The following is a 14412-nucleotide window of genomic DNA, read 5'->3' as shown; positions in this document are numbered from 1 at the left end:
AAAGCGGCCGCCGAGATCGGCGGGACCGCGACCGGACTCGGCATCGACGTCACCGACGCGAAGGCCGTGACGGCCGCAGCCGATGCGCTGGAAGCCCGGCAGGGCAGCGTCGACATCCTCGTCACCAGTGCCGGCATCGCCGGCGCCAATCTCAAGACCTGGGAATACCCGCTCGAGGAATGGGCGCGGGTGATGCGCCTCAACGTCGACGGCACGTTGCATTGCTGCCAGGCGGTGATCCCCGGCATGATCAAGCGCAATTACGGGCGCCTCGTGCTGGTCGCCTCGATCGCCGGCAAGGAGGGCAATCCCAACGCCTCGGCCTATTCGGCGTCGAAAGCTGCGGTGATCGCGCTGACCAAATCGCTCGGCAAGGAACTGGCGACGCAGGACATCGCCGTCAACTGCATCACGCCCGCCGCCGCGCGCACCCGCATTTTCGACCAGATGAGCGAGGAGCATATCGGTTACATGCTCGCAAAGATCCCGCGCGGGCGTTTCCTGTTGCCAGACGAGGTCGCGTCCATGGTCGCCTTCCTCGCCTCGGCCGAGAACAGCTTCACCACCGGCGGCGTGTTCGACCTGTCGGGCGGCCGGGCGACCTATTAGGACTCGGCAATGACGCAGTCCCTTCCCTCCGCCGCGGTGCTGGGCGCGCGCGCCTTCGCCGCGCTGCAGGGCCTTAACCGCTTCACCGACGAACCGGGCAAGCTGACGCGTCTTTATCTGTCGCCGTCGCACAGACAGGCGGCGGAATGGACCAAGGGGGCAATGGAGGTCGCGGGGCTGAGCGCCTTCATCGATGCCGCAGGCTCGGTGCAGGGACGGCGCGAGGGGCCGGTCTCCGGTGGGCCTTGCGTGATGATCGGCTCCCACATCGACACGGTGAAAGATGGCGGGCGCTTCGACGGCAATCTTGGCGTCGTCGCCGGGATTTTGGTGGCGCAGGCGCTGCGTGATGCCGGGATCGTTTTGCCCTTCGCGCTAGAGGTTATCGCCTTCGGCGACGAGGAGAATGTCCGGTTTCCGACCCATCTCTCGACCTCCGCCGCGCTCGCCGGGCACTACGATCCGGCCTGGCTCGATTCGCGGGACGCAGACGGCATGCGGCTGACTGAAGCGCTGGTCGCCTTCGGCGGCGATCCGTCGGGCATCCCGAAGCTGGTGCGCAAGCCCGGCTCGGTGAAAGCCTATCTCGAACTGCATATCGAGCAGGGGCCGGTGCTGGAGGTCGAGAACGAGCCCGTCGGCATCGTTACCGCGATCAACGCCCAGCGCCGGGCCCGCGTCCGCGTGACCGGCGAGGCGGGGCATGCCGGGACCGTGCCGATGAGCCTGCGCAAGGACGCGCTGACGGCGAGCGCCGAGATGGCGCTGGCGCTGGAGGCGATCGCGGCCGCAGAGGAGCAGGCGGTGGGCACGGTCGGTGTGTTCACGGTCGAACCCGGCGCGGCCAATGTCGTGCCCGGCAGCGTGACCTTCACCGTCGATTTCCGCAGCCCCTCGAACGAGACGCTCACCCGCATGGAAGCCGCGATCCGCAGCCGTTTCGGCGAGATCGCGGCGCGGCGCGGCGTCTTCCTCGACATCGCGGTCTATACGAATGCGCCGGCGGTGCCGATGGATGCCGGTCTACAGGACGCGCTCGCAGAGGGCGTCGCCCGGGCCGGCGGCAATGGCACGGCGCGGCGGCTGCCTTCGGGCGCCGCCCATGACGCGATGGCGATGGCGGCGCTGTGCCCGGCAGCCATGCTGTTCGTGCGCAATGAAAAGGGCATCAGCCATTCGCCGCTGGAGACCATGACCGAGGCCGATGCCGGCATCGCCATCCGGGTCATGCTCGAAGCCGTCCTCGAACTCGCCCGTCGCGAAAACTGATCCCAATCAAGGTCGGGCGCGACACCGCGTGCCATTTCCCTGACCCGGCTACGGGCCTAGATAGCGGGCGCCGCAGGAGTTTGGCGATGGACCACGAGACATTCTTCCGCACGGAACTGGACGGTTTGCGCCGCGAGGGGCGCTATCGCGTCTTCGCCGATCTGGAGCGCAAGGTCGGCGAGTTTCCACGCGCCACCTATCATGGCGAGAGCGGCCCCCGCGAGATCACCGTCTGGTGCTCGAACGACTATCTCGGCATGGGGCAGCACCCATCCGTGCTCGCGGCGATGCATGAGGCGCTCGATTCATGCGGCGCCGGCGCCGGCGGCACCCGCAATATCGGCGGCACAAACCACTACCATGTGCTGCTGGAGCAGGAGCTCGCCGATCTGCACGGCAAGGAAGCCGCGCTGCTGTTCAACTCCGGCTACATGTCGAACTGGGCTTCGCTCGGCACGCTGGCGTCGCGGATTCCCGGCTGCGTCGTGCTGACGGATGCGCTCAACCATGCCTCGATGATCGAGGGCATCCGCCATTCGCGGGCCGAGCGGCACATCTTCGCTCATAACGACCCCGAGGATCTGCGCCGCAAGCTCGCCGCGCTCGACCCCGCCCGGCCCAAGCTGATCGCGTTCGAGTCCGTCTATTCGATGGATGGCGACATCGCGCCGATCGAGACCTTCTGCGACATCGCCGACGAATTTGGCGCGATGACCTATCTCGACGAGGTCCATGCGGTGGGCCTCTACGGCCCGCGCGGCGGCGGCATCAGCGAGCGCGACGGTCTGTCTTCGCGCCTGACCGTGATCGAGGGCACGCTGGCCAAGGCTTTCGGCGTGATGGGCGGCTATATCGCGGGCTCCGCGGCGCTGTGCGACTATGTCCGCAGCTTCGCCTCGGGCTTCATCTTCTCCAGCTCGCTGCCGCCGCCGGTGGCGGCCGGCGCGCTCGCCGCGATCCGCCATCTCAAGTCCAGCACCAGCGAGCGCGCGGGCCATCAGGACCGGGTCACCAGGCTGCGGCGGCGGCTGGATCTGGCGGGAATTCCGCATCTGCACAATCCCAGCCATATCGTGCCGGTGATGGTCGGCGACCCGGCCTTGTGCAAGGCGATCAGCGACGAGCTGCTGGAGCGCTTCGACATCTATGTCCAGCCGATCAACTATCCGACCGTGCCGCGCGGTACCGAGCGGCTGCGGATCACCCCCTCGCCGCTGCATTCCGACGCCGACATCGCCCATCTGGTCGAGGGGCTGAGCGCGATCTGGGGACGGATCGGTTTGCAACGGGCGGCGTGAATTACTGCAGCGGCGGCAGACCTCCATCTCAGCCCTCATCCTGAGGAGCGCTCGGCACGAGCGCGTCTCGAAGGATGCTCCAGATGGTGCCGGAGCATCCTGGATCATCCTTCGAGACGCCGCTTCGCGGCTCCTCAGGATGAGGACTGAGGGAATGGCGAGTTGGCCCTTATCGCGCCATGCTCTTGATACCGGGCTTCAGCCTGAACATGTTGGCGGCTCCTGTTCACCCACAAGGCCGGGCCGAATCGCAATGCCAGAGACTAGCAACGCCCCCCTGATGCACGCGACCACCATCCTGATGGTGCGCAAGAGCGGGCGGGTCGTGATCGGCGGCGACGGGCAGGTCTCGCTCGGCCAGACCATCATGAAGGGCAATGCCCGCAAGGTGCGCCGCCTGGCCAAAGGCGCGGTGATCGCGGGCTTCGCGGGCGCCACCGCAGACGCCTTCACGCTGTTCGAGCGGCTGGAGACCAAGCTGGAGCAATATCCGACGCAATTGCTGCGCGCCTGCGTCGAGCTCGCCAAGGATTGGCGAACCGACCGCTATCTGCGCCGGCTGGAAGCGATGCTGCTCGTCGCCGACAAGGAGGTTTCGCTCCTGATTTCGGGCACCGGCGACGTTCTCGAGCCCGAAACCAGCGAGCATGGTTCGGTGATGGCAATCGGCTCGGGCGGCAACTATGCGCTCTCGGCGGCGCGCGCGCTGATCGACATCGAGCCCGACGCCGAGACGATCGTGCGCAAGGCGATGAAAATCGCCGGCGACATCTGCGTCTACACCAACCATTCCCTCGTGATCGAGACATTGGAAACGCCATGATCATCGAGCAGGACCTGCAGGCTGCGGTCGCGGAAGGCATCATCGACCAGGCGCAAGCCGTCCGGATCGCGCATCTGGCACGGCTGCGGCTGGCCGCGCAGGCCGCGACCCCGCCGGGCCTCGGTGCGAGCATTACCGCCGATGCCGGCCGCGCCATTGACCCCGATGACGAGCGCTTCCGGCTGATCGGCGGTTTCAACGACGTCTTCGTGGCGATCGGCGTCGGGCTTCTGGCCGGCGCGCTGCTTGGGCTTTCGCGCGTCGTGGGTTTTGGCGATGCGTTTGCGGCGATCGCCCTCGTTTCCGCCTGGGGGCTGAGCGAGATCTTTGCCAGGCGGATGCGGCTGGCCCTGCCCTCCATCCTGCTGGCGGCGATGTTTTGCGCCTCGGCCGCGCTTCTGGTGGCGCAACTCACCGCCGATCGCGGGCTGCCCTCTATCCTCTATGGCGGCTGGGTGCTCGCCGCGGCGGCGTTCTCCGGCGCGGCGCTGCTGCATCACTGGCGCTTTCGCGTGCCCGTCGACATGGCGCTGGTGGCCTGTGGCGGGATCGGCCTGGTTCTGGCCGGCGTCTCGGCGCTCGCGCCGGCTCTGGCGCAGGATTATCTCAACCTGATCCTGGCGCTCTGCGGCCTGTCGGTCTTCGCGCTCGCGCTGCGGCTCGACATGCGCGATCCGCGCCGGCTGACGCGCCGTTCGGACGCCGCCTTCTGGCTGCATCTGCTGGCGGCCGGGCTGATCGTGCATCCGATCTTCCGGGGCATGGTGAGCACCGCGGGCAGCTTCACCACCACGACCTCGCTGATCGTGCTCGGCGTCTTCGCCGTGCTCGGCGTGATCGCGCTCGTCATCGACCGCCGCGCGCTTCTCGTCTCGGCGCTGAGCTATGCCGGCATCGCCGTGGCCTATCTGATCTCGCAGAGCGTCTCGGGCGATCTCAGCCTGCCTCTGGCGCTGCTGGGGCTGGCCGCGCTGGTGCTGGCGCTCTCGGCGGGCTGGCGCAGCCTGCGGCGTCTGCTGCTGCCGGCGCTGCCGCTCGGACGCTGGCGCGACAGGCTGCCGCCGGTCGACGCGACGCCCGCGTGAGGCGAAACCATCACGCTGGCGGGCCTGCAGGCCCCGCATCCTCTACGCTTCAGGACAAGCGGACATCATGACATCGTTTTCCCCCCGCGAGATCGTCTCCGAACTCGACCGTTTCATCGTCGGCCAGAACGACGCCAAGCGCGCGGTTGCCATCGCGCTGCGCAACCGCTGGCGCCGGCAGCAGCTCGAAGGGCCGCTGCGCGAGGAGGTTTCTCCGAAGAACATCCTGATGATCGGGCCGACCGGCTGCGGCAAGACCGAGATCGCGCGCCGCCTCGCCAAGCTGGCGAATGCGCCCTTCCTCAAGGTCGAGGCAACCAAGTTCACCGAGGTCGGCTATGTCGGCCGCGACGTCGAATCGATCGTGCGCGACCTCGTCGAGATCGCGATTGCGCTGGTGCGCGAGAGCCGCCGCAAGGATGTCCAGGCCAAGGCGCATGTCGCGGCCGAGGAGCGCGTGCTCGACGCGCTGGTCGGCGTCAATGCCAGCCTCGCCACCCGCGATTCGTTCCGCCGGAAGCTGCGCGCCAACGAGCTCGACGACAAGGAGATCGAGGTCGAGATCGTCTCGGGCTCGGGCGCGTCGGCACCGATGTTCGAGGTTCCCGGCATGCCGGGCGCCTCGATCGGCGCGATCAATCTGTCCGACATGTTCGGCAAGGCCTTCGGCCAGAAGGGCAAGCCTCGGCGCGTGCTGGTCAAAGACGCCTATGGCCCGCTGCTGACGGAGGAAAGCGACAAGCTGATCGACCAGGAGGCGATCGTGCAGGCCGCGATTCGCGAGGTCGAGAACAACGGCATCGTCTTCCTCGACGAAATCGACAAGATCTGCGCCCGCGAGGGCAAGGGCGGCGGCGATGTCTCGCGCGAGGGCGTGCAGCGCGACCTGCTGCCGCTGATCGAAGGCACGACGGTCGCCACCAAGCATGGTGCGGTGAAGAGCGACCATATCCTGTTCATCGCGTCGGGCGCCTTCCATGTCTCGCGCCCGTCCGACCTCCTGCCCGAACTGCAGGGCCGCCTGCCGATCCGCGTCGAGCTGTCGCCGCTCGATGTCGACGATTTCCGGCGAATCCTGACCGAGACCGAGGCCAGCCTGATCAAGCAGACGGTGGCCCTGATGGCGACGGAAGAGGTCACGGTCGATTTCACGCCGGACGCGATCGACGCCATCGCGCGCATCGCGGTGGATGTGAACTCCACCGTCGAGAACATCGGCGCGCGCCGGCTGCAGACCGTGATCGAGCGCATCCTCGACGACATATCCTTCACGGCGCCCGACCGCTCGGGCGAGACGGTGACGATCGACGGCGATTATGTGCAGTCGCGCATCGGCGATCTCGCGAAGAACGCCGATCTGAGCCGGTTTATTTTGTAATCGACAGCTAAGGGGAAGGGCGGCAATGCCGGCCGAACCAGCAAAGCTCGCCCGCAACTCGCTCGTCGTCGGGCTGGCGACCGTGCTGTCGCGCCTGCTCGGCTTTGCGCGCGACATGCTGATCGCGCGGATGCTCGGGGCCGGGCCGGTCGCGGACGCCTTTCTCGTCGCCTTCCGGCTGCCCAATCTGATGCGCCGCGTGCTCGGCGAGGGCGGGCTGAACGCGCCATTCGTGCCGGTCTATCTCGATCTGCGAACCGAAGGGGGCGTCGAGGCGGCCAGGCGCTTCGCCGGGCAGGCCTTCGCCTGGCTCGCGCTCGCGCTCGGCGTCGTCACCGCGCTTGGACTGCTGCTGGCGCCCTGGCTGGTGCTCGCCATCGCGGGCGGGTTTCACGACGCGCCAGCGACGCTCGCCATGGCGGCGAGCTACACCCGCATCGCGCTGCCTTTTCTCGCCTTCACCACGATGGCTTCGCTGTTGGCGGCGGTCTTGAACTCGGAGGGGCGTTTTTTGGTCGCCGCGCTGGCCCCCTCCCTGCTCAATCTGGTGCTGATCGCGGCGCTGGCGGTGGCGCTCGTCACTGAGATGCCCTCGCAGCAGGGCGCGGCGCTGATCGCTGCAGCGGTCAGTCTGGGTGGGGCCCTGCATCTCCTGATGGTCGCTATCGCACTGGCGCGAGGGGAAACCGGGCTGGCGCGGCCGCGGCTGCAATGGTCGCCGGGCATGACGCGGCTGGTGAAGCTCGGCGGACCGGCGCTGCTGGCGGCTTCGACGTCGCAGCTCGTGCTGCTGGTGGCGACGCAGATCGCCTCCGCGCAGCCTGGCGCCGTGTCCTGGCTTTATTATGCCGACCGCGTGTTCCAACTGCCGCTCGGCTTCGTGGCGGTGGCGATGGGGGTGGTGCTGCTGCCGGCCATCGCCGCGCAGGAAAGCGCAGGCGACGCGGCAGGACGGCGGCAGACGATCGACCGGGCGCTGCTGCTGGGGCTCGCTTTGGCGGTCCCGGCCGCGACGGCCCTGGCCTGGCTCGCCGACCCCATCATCTCCGTCCTGTTCGAACGCGGGCGCTTCGGCGAAATCGACCGCATCCGCACCGCCGATGCGATGCGCGCCTTTGCCTTTGGCCTGCCCTTCGCCGTCATCGCGAAGGTCTTCGCGCAGGTCTATTTCGCCCGGCAGACGCCGCGCCTGCCGCTTTATGCCGGCCTTTCGGCGCTTGTGGTCGCGATTCTCGCCGGCCAGTCTGCGACGATGGCCATGCCCGCGACCAATGCGGCAGCGGCAGCCAGCCTCGCCTTCGTGACGCAGGCCGGCGTGCTGGGGGCCTTCCTGCTGCGGGACCGGCTCTGGTGGCCGCAGCGTCGGATGCTGCGGCCGCTCCTCGCCATCTTCGCGGCCAATCTCGTCATGCTCGCGGGGATCGAAACCGTGATGCCCCGGCTTCTTGCCAGCCTGTCGGTCGAGGCCGCGCTATCCTGGCGGATCGGGGCGCTGATTCTGCTGTGCGGCCTGGGAGGTGCGCTCTACGCGCTTGCGGGGCGCATCTTGGGGGCTTTTCGGCTGCGCGAACTCGGGCGGCTCGGGAAGACGTCCTGAACCGCGCCCCGCGGCGCTGCTTCGTCAGCGCCCCTTGCGCCCGGTGCAGGCTTCGGCCAGAACGCGGCACTCCAAACGACCCCTATTTGCGGGAGCGCCCCGATGGCGACCTTTCACCAGCGCGTCTTCTCCGGCATGCAGCCAACCGCGACGCTGCATCTCGGCAATTATCTCGGCGCGCTGACCAATTGGGTGGCGATGCAGGAGACGCATGAGTGCATCTATTGCGTCGTCGACATGCATGCGATCACCGTCTGGCAGGATCCCGTCGAATTGACCCGCGCCATTCGCGAGGTCACGGCGGCCTATGTCGCGGCGGGCGTCGATCCCAAACGCAGCATCATCTTCAACCAGAGCCAGGTCTCGCAGCACGCCGAACTCGCCTGGGTCTTCAACTGCGTCGCGCGGCTGGGCTGGCTCAACCGCATGACCCAGTTCAAGGAAAAGGCCGGCAAGGACAAGGAGAACGCCTCAATCGGGCTTTACGCCTATCCGGCGCTGATGGCGGCCGACATCCTGCTCTACAAGGCGACGCATGTTCCCGTCGGCGAGGACCAGAAGCAGCATCTCGAGCTGGCGCGCGACATCGCGCAGAAATTCAACAACGATTTCGGCGCGCAGATCGCGGAACGTGGCCTCGACACCGGCGATCTCGGCTTCTTCCCGCAGCCGGAGCCGATGATCCAGGGGCCGGCGCCCCGCGTGATGAGCCTGCGCGACGGCACCAAGAAGATGTCGAAGTCGGATGCGTCGGACAATTCGCGGATCAATCTGACCGATGACGCCGAGACGATCGCTCAGAAGATCCGCAGGGCCAAGACCGATCCCGACGCCCTGCCTTCCGAGGAGAAAGGGCTGGACGGCCGGCCTGAAGCGGAGAATCTCGTCGGCATCTATGCGGGGCTGAACGGCCAGACCAAGGCGCAGGTGCTCACGGAGTTCGGCGGCGGCCAGTTCTCCGGCTTCAAGGCGGCGCTGGTCGATCTCGCCGTGGCCAAGCTCTCGCCGATTGCGGGCGAGATGCGCCGCCTGCTCGCCGATGTCAGCCATATCGACACGATCCTGGGTGAGGGTGCCGGACGCGCCGAGGCAATCGCCGCGCCGATCATGCGCGACGTCAAGGACATCGTTGGCTTCGTTTCGCGGCGATGAGCTGTCCTGATATGCGGCGGGCTTGCACTGACGCTGCGGCGCGGGTCACCATGCACCTTCCCGAGGCGGCGGCAGGGACATCGATATGGTGAAGCGACGGCGCTCCTATGAGACGGGCCATCGCCCGAAATTTCTCGCGGTGGTGGACGACAGCACCGAATGCGCCAAGGCGGTTCGTTTCGCTGCGCGCCGCTGCGCGCGGCTCGGTGCTTCGATCGTGCTCCTCGGCGTGGTGACGCCGCCCGAGCATGAAACCTGGCTCGGCGTCGGCGCGGTCATGCAGGCGGAGGCCGAGGCCGAGGCCGAGAAGCTGATCGACACCGCCGCGGCGGCGGTGCGCAGCCTGGCCGGGCTGGAGCCGGAACGGGTGGTGCGCACCGGCGACAAGGCCGGCGAGGTCGTCAAGCTGATCGAGGCCGACGAGGACATCTCGCTGCTGGTTCTGGCGGCAGGCGCCGGGCGTGACGGCCCCGGCCCGCTGGTCAGCGCGCTGGCCGGCAAATCGGCAGCGAGCTTCCCGATTCCCGTTGCGATCGTGCCCGGCCATCTCGACGACGAGGAAATCGACGCGCTGGCGTGAGCGCGCTGGAATGATTCGATCCAGGCGCTTATATCGGAGGTTGGAACGGCGGCCTTGAACCGTCCGGGACCGGAGATTTCATCATGTTCATCCAGACCGAAGCCACACCCAATCCCGCCACGCTGAAATTCCTGCCCGGCCGGACCGTGATGGCCGACGGCACGCTCGAATTGCGCGACGGTGACCAGATCGAGCGTTCGCCGCTGGCTCAGCGGCTCTTTGGAGTCTCCGGCGTCTCGGGCGTGTTCCTCGGCTCCGATTTCATCACCGTGACGAAGTCGGGCGGCGAGTGGCCGCATCTCAAGCCGGCCATCCTGGGCGCGATCATGGAGCATTTCATGTCGGGCGCGCCGGTCCTGGCGAGCGGTTCGCAGGCCGATGTGATCGAGGAGGGCGAGTTTTTCGCCCCCGAGGACGCCCAGACGGTCGAGACGATCAAGGATCTGCTGGAGACACGCATTCGCCCCGCCGTCGCCGGCGATGGCGGCGACATCACCTTCCGCGGCTTCAAGGATGGTATCGTCTATCTGGCGATGAAGGGCTCCTGCGCCGGCTGCCCCTCCTCGACCGCGACGCTGAAGCACGGCATCCAGAATCTGCTGCGCCATTTCCTGCCGGATGTGCGCGAGGTCGAGGCGATTTGAGCAGCCGAGCCTGTTTCGGCTTGATCGACTCCTGATTTCGGCTTTGGTGGGGTCTCCATCCGCGCCGTCATTCCGGGCGCAGCGAAGCGGAGACCCGGAATCCATCGTAGAGTGCGACAGTGCCTTACGATGGATTCCGGATCGGCGCCGCTTCGCGGCTCGTCCGGAATGACGGCGCTTTCTCAACCTTCAGACAGGCTGACACGAAGCTGATGCGCATCCTTGCGATCGATACCGCGCTCGGCGCCTGTTCGGCCTGCGTGCTCGATACCGCCGACATGGTGCACCCATTGGCGATCGAGCAGATCGCGATGGAACGGGGCCATGCGGAAGCGCTGATGCCGCTGATCGAGCGTGTCATGAATGCGGTCGAGGGCGGGTTCTCCTCGCTCGACCGCGTCGCGGTCACCGTCGGGCCGGGCAGCTATACGGGTCTTCGCGTGGGGGTCAGCGCGGCGCGCGCCATCGCGCTGGCAGCGAACATCCCCGCCGTCGGCGTCACCACGCTGGCCGCCTGCGCCGCGCCGCTGGTTGGGCGCGAGCCCGGCCGCGTGATCGCAGCCGCGCTCGATGCCAAGCATGGGCAGGTCTGGTTCCAGGCGCTGAGCTCGGAGGGCCGGCAGATCGTGGCGCTCCGCCAAGTCAGCTATCGCGATGCGGCGCGGGCCATCGGCGCCGGGCCCGTCAGCCTGGTCGGCTCGGCGTCGCTGGCCGTCGCCAACGAAGCCTGGGCGATCGGGCTCGACGCGCTGGTCATCGACGATGCCCGCGCGCCCGACGTGATCTGGGTGGCGCGACTCGGCATGATCGCCGATCCGGAGACGGCACCGCCGCGCCCGCTTTATCTCAAGGCGCCCGAGACCACGCCGCAGGACCGCGCCCGGCTGGCCCGGCGCTAGGGTGGCAATGGATACATTGCGCGAAATGCTTCCAAAATGACGCAAGGGTACTTGTCAGCGCGGACGACTATGTCATCAAGCGCCATGGACTGGCTGCGCCAACTGCTCCACCCCGAGGCCTGCCCCGCGCGGACCGGCAGCCTCGATTCGCGGCATGCCGGCGACGTCGCGGCGCTGCACGGCCACGGCGGTTTCGCGCGCGGCTGGGAGCCGGGCGAATGCGCCGCCCTGCTCGCCGATGCGAGCGTGGCAGCCGATGGCGTCTTCACCGGACATGCGTCCCGGCCGGCTGGATTCGTGATGTCGCGCCGGGCCGCCGACGAGGCGGAAATCCTCTCCATCGTGATCGCGCCGGCCCATCGCGGCAACCGCCTCGCGGCGAATCTGATGAGCGCCCATCTCTCGCGGCTCGCGGGCCGCGGTGTCGGCCAAGTCTTCCTCGAAGTCGAGGAGGGGAATATCGCGGCCGAGCGACTCTACCGGCATCTCGGGTTCCGCGAGGTCGGCCGGCGAAAGGGCTATTATCCAAAGCCCGACGGCAGCCGCACCACGGCGGTCGCGATGCGGCTCGATCTCGCTTGAGCGGAGGTCCGCGCCGATGACGCGCCTGCCCGTCGGCGCGGTTCTGCGCCTGTCGGCGCTGGCGCTTGGGACGCTCGCCCTGCTGCCGGCGCAGCTTGTCGTCGTCCGCTGGATGCCGTCACGCGGTGCTGCGATCCCGCGCCTGTTCCACCGCCTGACCTGCCGCTGTCTCGGCGTGCGGCGGCGCGTTCGGGGCACGCCGCCTCCGGCCGGCAGCAGCGGGCTGATCGTCGCCAATCACGTTTCCTGGCTCGACATTTCCGTGCTGGGCGCGGAGCGGCCGGTCTGCTTCGTCGCCAAGAGCGAGGTCGCGGGCTGGCCGATGATCGGTTTCCTTGCAAAGCTTCAGCGGACCGTCTTCATCGACCGCTCGCGGCGCGGCGCCACTGCCGACGTCACGGCGCAAATGGGCGCCCGGCTCTCGGCCGGCGAGGCCGTGGTGCTCTTCGCCGAAGGCACGACCGGCGACGGGACGCGGATCCTGCCGCTCCGGTCCTCGCTCCTGGGTGCCGCACATGAGGCGCTGGGCAAGGGTGCCGCCGAGGCGGAGGATGGCGCCGACATCGCGGTCTATCCTTTGACCATCAGCTATACCGGCTTTCACGGGATCGCCGGCGGCCGCGCCGAACGCACGGCCCTGGCCTGGTATGGCGACACCGAACTCGCGCCCCATCTCAGGACCGTGCTGGGCGTGGGCGCGGTCGATGTCGAGCTTGCCTGGGGCGAGCCGATCGCGATGGGGCGCAAGACCTCGCGCAAGGAGGCGACCCGGCTGGCGGAAACCGCCATCCGCAAGGCTCGTCAGGAAACGGTCAGCGGCAGGCCGCTGCCGTGACGGCGACCGCGCAATTCCGGACTCGATCATGACGCATCCCATGGCGCGATGGCAGCGATCGATGCGCCGGGCGTTTCCTCAGGCGGCGATCCGGAGTAAGGAAGCGGTTTGGAGACCAGACCCGGCGCGATGAAGACAGTCCACATCAAGTCATTCGGCTGCCAGATGAACGTCTATGACGGCCAGCGCATGGCCGACATTCTGGGCGAGCAGGGCTACGCGGAAACGCCGACGCCGGAAGGCGCCGACCTGATCCTGCTCAACACCTGCCATATCCGCGAGCGGGCGGTGCAGAAGGTCTATACCGAGCTCGGCAAGCTGCGCGACATCAAGACCGCCCAGCTCGCCAACGGCCAGCATACGAGAATTGTCGTCGCCGGCTGCGTGGCCCAGGCCGAGGGCGCCGAGATCCAGCGCCGCCAGCCCGCGGTCGATCTCGTCGTCGGCCCGCAGGCCTATCACCGCCTGCCGGAGTTGCTCGAACAGGCACAGCGCCGGCGGACCATCGATACCGACCTGCCGATCGACGACAAGTTCGGCCATCTGCCGGCGCCCAAGCCCGCCGCGATCCGGGCGCGCGGCATCTCGGCCTTCGTCACGGTGCAGGAGGGCTGCGACAAGTTCTGCGCCTTCTGCGTCGTGCCCTATACGCGCGGCGCCGAATTCTCGCGGCCGGTCGCACAGATCATGACCGAGATCGAGCGGCTGGCTGCGTCGGGCGTGCAGGACGTCACGCTGATCGGCCAGAACGTCAACGCCTATCATGGCGAGGGGCAAGACGGGCGCGTCTGGGGATTGGCGCGCCTGATGCATCGCGTCGCCGAGGTGCCGGGAATTGCCCGGATCCGGTACAGCACGAGCCACCCCAACGACATGGACGAGGATCTGATCGCCGCGCATCGCGATCTGCCGCAAGTGATGCCGTTCCTGCACCTGCCGGTTCAGGCGGGCTCGGACCGCATGCTGGCGGCGATGAACCGCAAGCACACCGCCGACGATTACCGCCGGCTGATCGAGCGGGTCCGGACGGCGCGGCCAGACATCGCCCTGTCCTCGGATTTCATCGTCGGCTTTCCCGGGGAGAGCGATGCCGATTTCGAGGAGACGATCCGCCTCGTCGACGAGATCGGCTTCGCCTCGAGCTATTCCTTCAAATACTCGCCGCGTCCCGGCACGCCCGCAGCCGATCTGCACACGCAGGTTCCCGCAGCGCTTATGGATGAGCGACTCCAGCGCCTGCAGGCGCGCATTGAGCATCATCGCCAGGCCTTCAACCACGCCTTGGTCGGGCGCACGGTCGAGGTGCTTCTGGAGCGCGTCGGCCGCCATCCCGGACAGCTTGCGGGAAAGACGCCCTACCTTCAGGCTGTGCAGATCGAGACGGAGGCGAATCAGATCGGCGACCGGGTGCAGGTGGTGATCGAGCGAGCCGGCTCCAACTCGCTCTTCGGCCGCAAGGCCGAGGTGCCGGACAGCGTCGGTGGCGATGGCCCCCTGACGGCGCCGCAGACCCCCTCGAAGGAACTCGCCGCTTGAGCGCCGCACCATGCAGGCCGGTCGCAGGCGCATGGGCGCGCTGTCATCAGGCTGCCACCGTCGCGCCCGCTGATAGCGCGGATTCGCTGGCCCGATCACCGCAGGTACCTTTTCTCTCTTTACCT

At 67.9% G+C, this 14412-nt stretch carries 14 protein-coding genes; all 14 read left to right on the top strand.

The genetic code is table 11. The annotated features are described in order from the left end of the window. Positions 1 to 609 (top strand): SDR family oxidoreductase (locus IP69_RS11435; RefSeq protein ID WP_054142951.1); only part of this gene is annotated, 609 nt, incomplete at its 5' end. A 9-nt stretch (positions 610 to 618) separates the two neighbouring features. Then, positions 619 to 1878, top strand: a complete 1260-nt coding sequence (locus tag IP69_RS11430) for an allantoate amidohydrolase (RefSeq protein ID WP_054142950.1) — start codon at positions 619 to 621, stop codon at positions 1876 to 1878. Between the two features lie 86 nt (positions 1879 to 1964). Next, on the top strand, positions 1965 to 3176 hold the full coding sequence (gene hemA / locus IP69_RS11425) for a 5-aminolevulinate synthase (protein ID WP_054142949.1): 1212 nt from the start codon (positions 1965 to 1967) through the stop codon (positions 3174 to 3176). 253 nt (positions 3177 to 3429) lie between these two features. Beyond that, positions 3430 to 3999 (top strand): ATP-dependent protease subunit HslV, encoded by a 570-nt coding sequence (gene hslV, locus IP69_RS11420; protein ID WP_082359237.1) that lies wholly within the window; start codon positions 3430 to 3432, stop codon positions 3997 to 3999. Next, positions 3996 to 5084 (top strand): hypothetical protein, encoded by a 1089-nt coding sequence (locus IP69_RS11415; protein ID WP_054142947.1) that lies wholly within the window; start codon positions 3996 to 3998, stop codon positions 5082 to 5084. The genes hslV and IP69_RS11415 overlap by 4 nt, the downstream gene beginning before the upstream one ends. A gap of 67 nt (positions 5085 to 5151) precedes the next feature. Beyond that, positions 5152 to 6462, top strand: coding sequence for an ATP-dependent protease ATPase subunit HslU (hslU, locus tag IP69_RS11410; protein WP_054142946.1), 1311 nt, complete (start codon positions 5152 to 5154; stop codon positions 6460 to 6462). 25 nt (positions 6463 to 6487) lie between these two features. Then, a complete protein-coding gene (gene murJ, locus IP69_RS11405; protein ID WP_054142945.1) occupies positions 6488 to 8059 on the top strand; it encodes a murein biosynthesis integral membrane protein MurJ in 1572 nt (523 codons plus the stop codon). Between the two features lie 102 nt (positions 8060 to 8161). After that, positions 8162 to 9211 (top strand): tryptophan--tRNA ligase, encoded by a 1050-nt coding sequence (gene trpS, locus IP69_RS11400; protein ID WP_054142944.1) that lies wholly within the window; start codon positions 8162 to 8164, stop codon positions 9209 to 9211. Between the two features lie 85 nt (positions 9212 to 9296). Then, a complete protein-coding gene (locus IP69_RS11395) occupies positions 9297 to 9791 on the top strand; it encodes a universal stress protein (RefSeq protein WP_054142943.1) in 495 nt (164 codons plus the stop codon). Positions 9792 to 9874: 83 nt separating this feature from the next. After that, a complete protein-coding gene (locus IP69_RS11390) occupies positions 9875 to 10435 on the top strand; it encodes a NifU family protein (RefSeq protein WP_054142942.1) in 561 nt (186 codons plus the stop codon). A gap of 212 nt (positions 10436 to 10647) precedes the next feature. Continuing rightward, positions 10648 to 11334, top strand: a complete 687-nt coding sequence (tsaB, locus tag IP69_RS11385; protein WP_054142954.1) for a tRNA (adenosine(37)-N6)-threonylcarbamoyltransferase complex dimerization subunit type 1 TsaB — start codon at positions 10648 to 10650, stop codon at positions 11332 to 11334. A 69-nt stretch (positions 11335 to 11403) separates the two neighbouring features. Then, the gene (locus tag IP69_RS11380; RefSeq protein ID WP_248306803.1) at positions 11404 to 11916 is read left to right on the top strand and encodes a GNAT family N-acetyltransferase; all 513 of its coding nucleotides are present in this window, start codon (positions 11404 to 11406) and stop codon (positions 11914 to 11916) included. A 16-nt stretch (positions 11917 to 11932) separates the two neighbouring features. Continuing rightward, positions 11933 to 12751, top strand: coding sequence for a lysophospholipid acyltransferase family protein (locus tag IP69_RS11375; protein WP_054142940.1), 819 nt, complete (start codon positions 11933 to 11935; stop codon positions 12749 to 12751). 129 nt (positions 12752 to 12880) lie between these two features. Beyond that, on the top strand, positions 12881 to 14287 hold the full coding sequence (gene miaB / locus IP69_RS11370) for a tRNA (N6-isopentenyl adenosine(37)-C2)-methylthiotransferase MiaB (RefSeq protein WP_082359236.1): 1407 nt from the start codon (positions 12881 to 12883) through the stop codon (positions 14285 to 14287). Positions 14288 to 14412: the final 125 nt, after the last annotated feature.

Source organism: Allobosea sp. AAP35 (genome assembly GCF_001295925.1).
In the GTDB taxonomy this organism is placed as follows: domain Bacteria; phylum Pseudomonadota; class Alphaproteobacteria; order Rhizobiales; family Beijerinckiaceae; genus Allobosea.
This window is presented reverse-complemented; position numbering and strand designations above follow the sequence as displayed.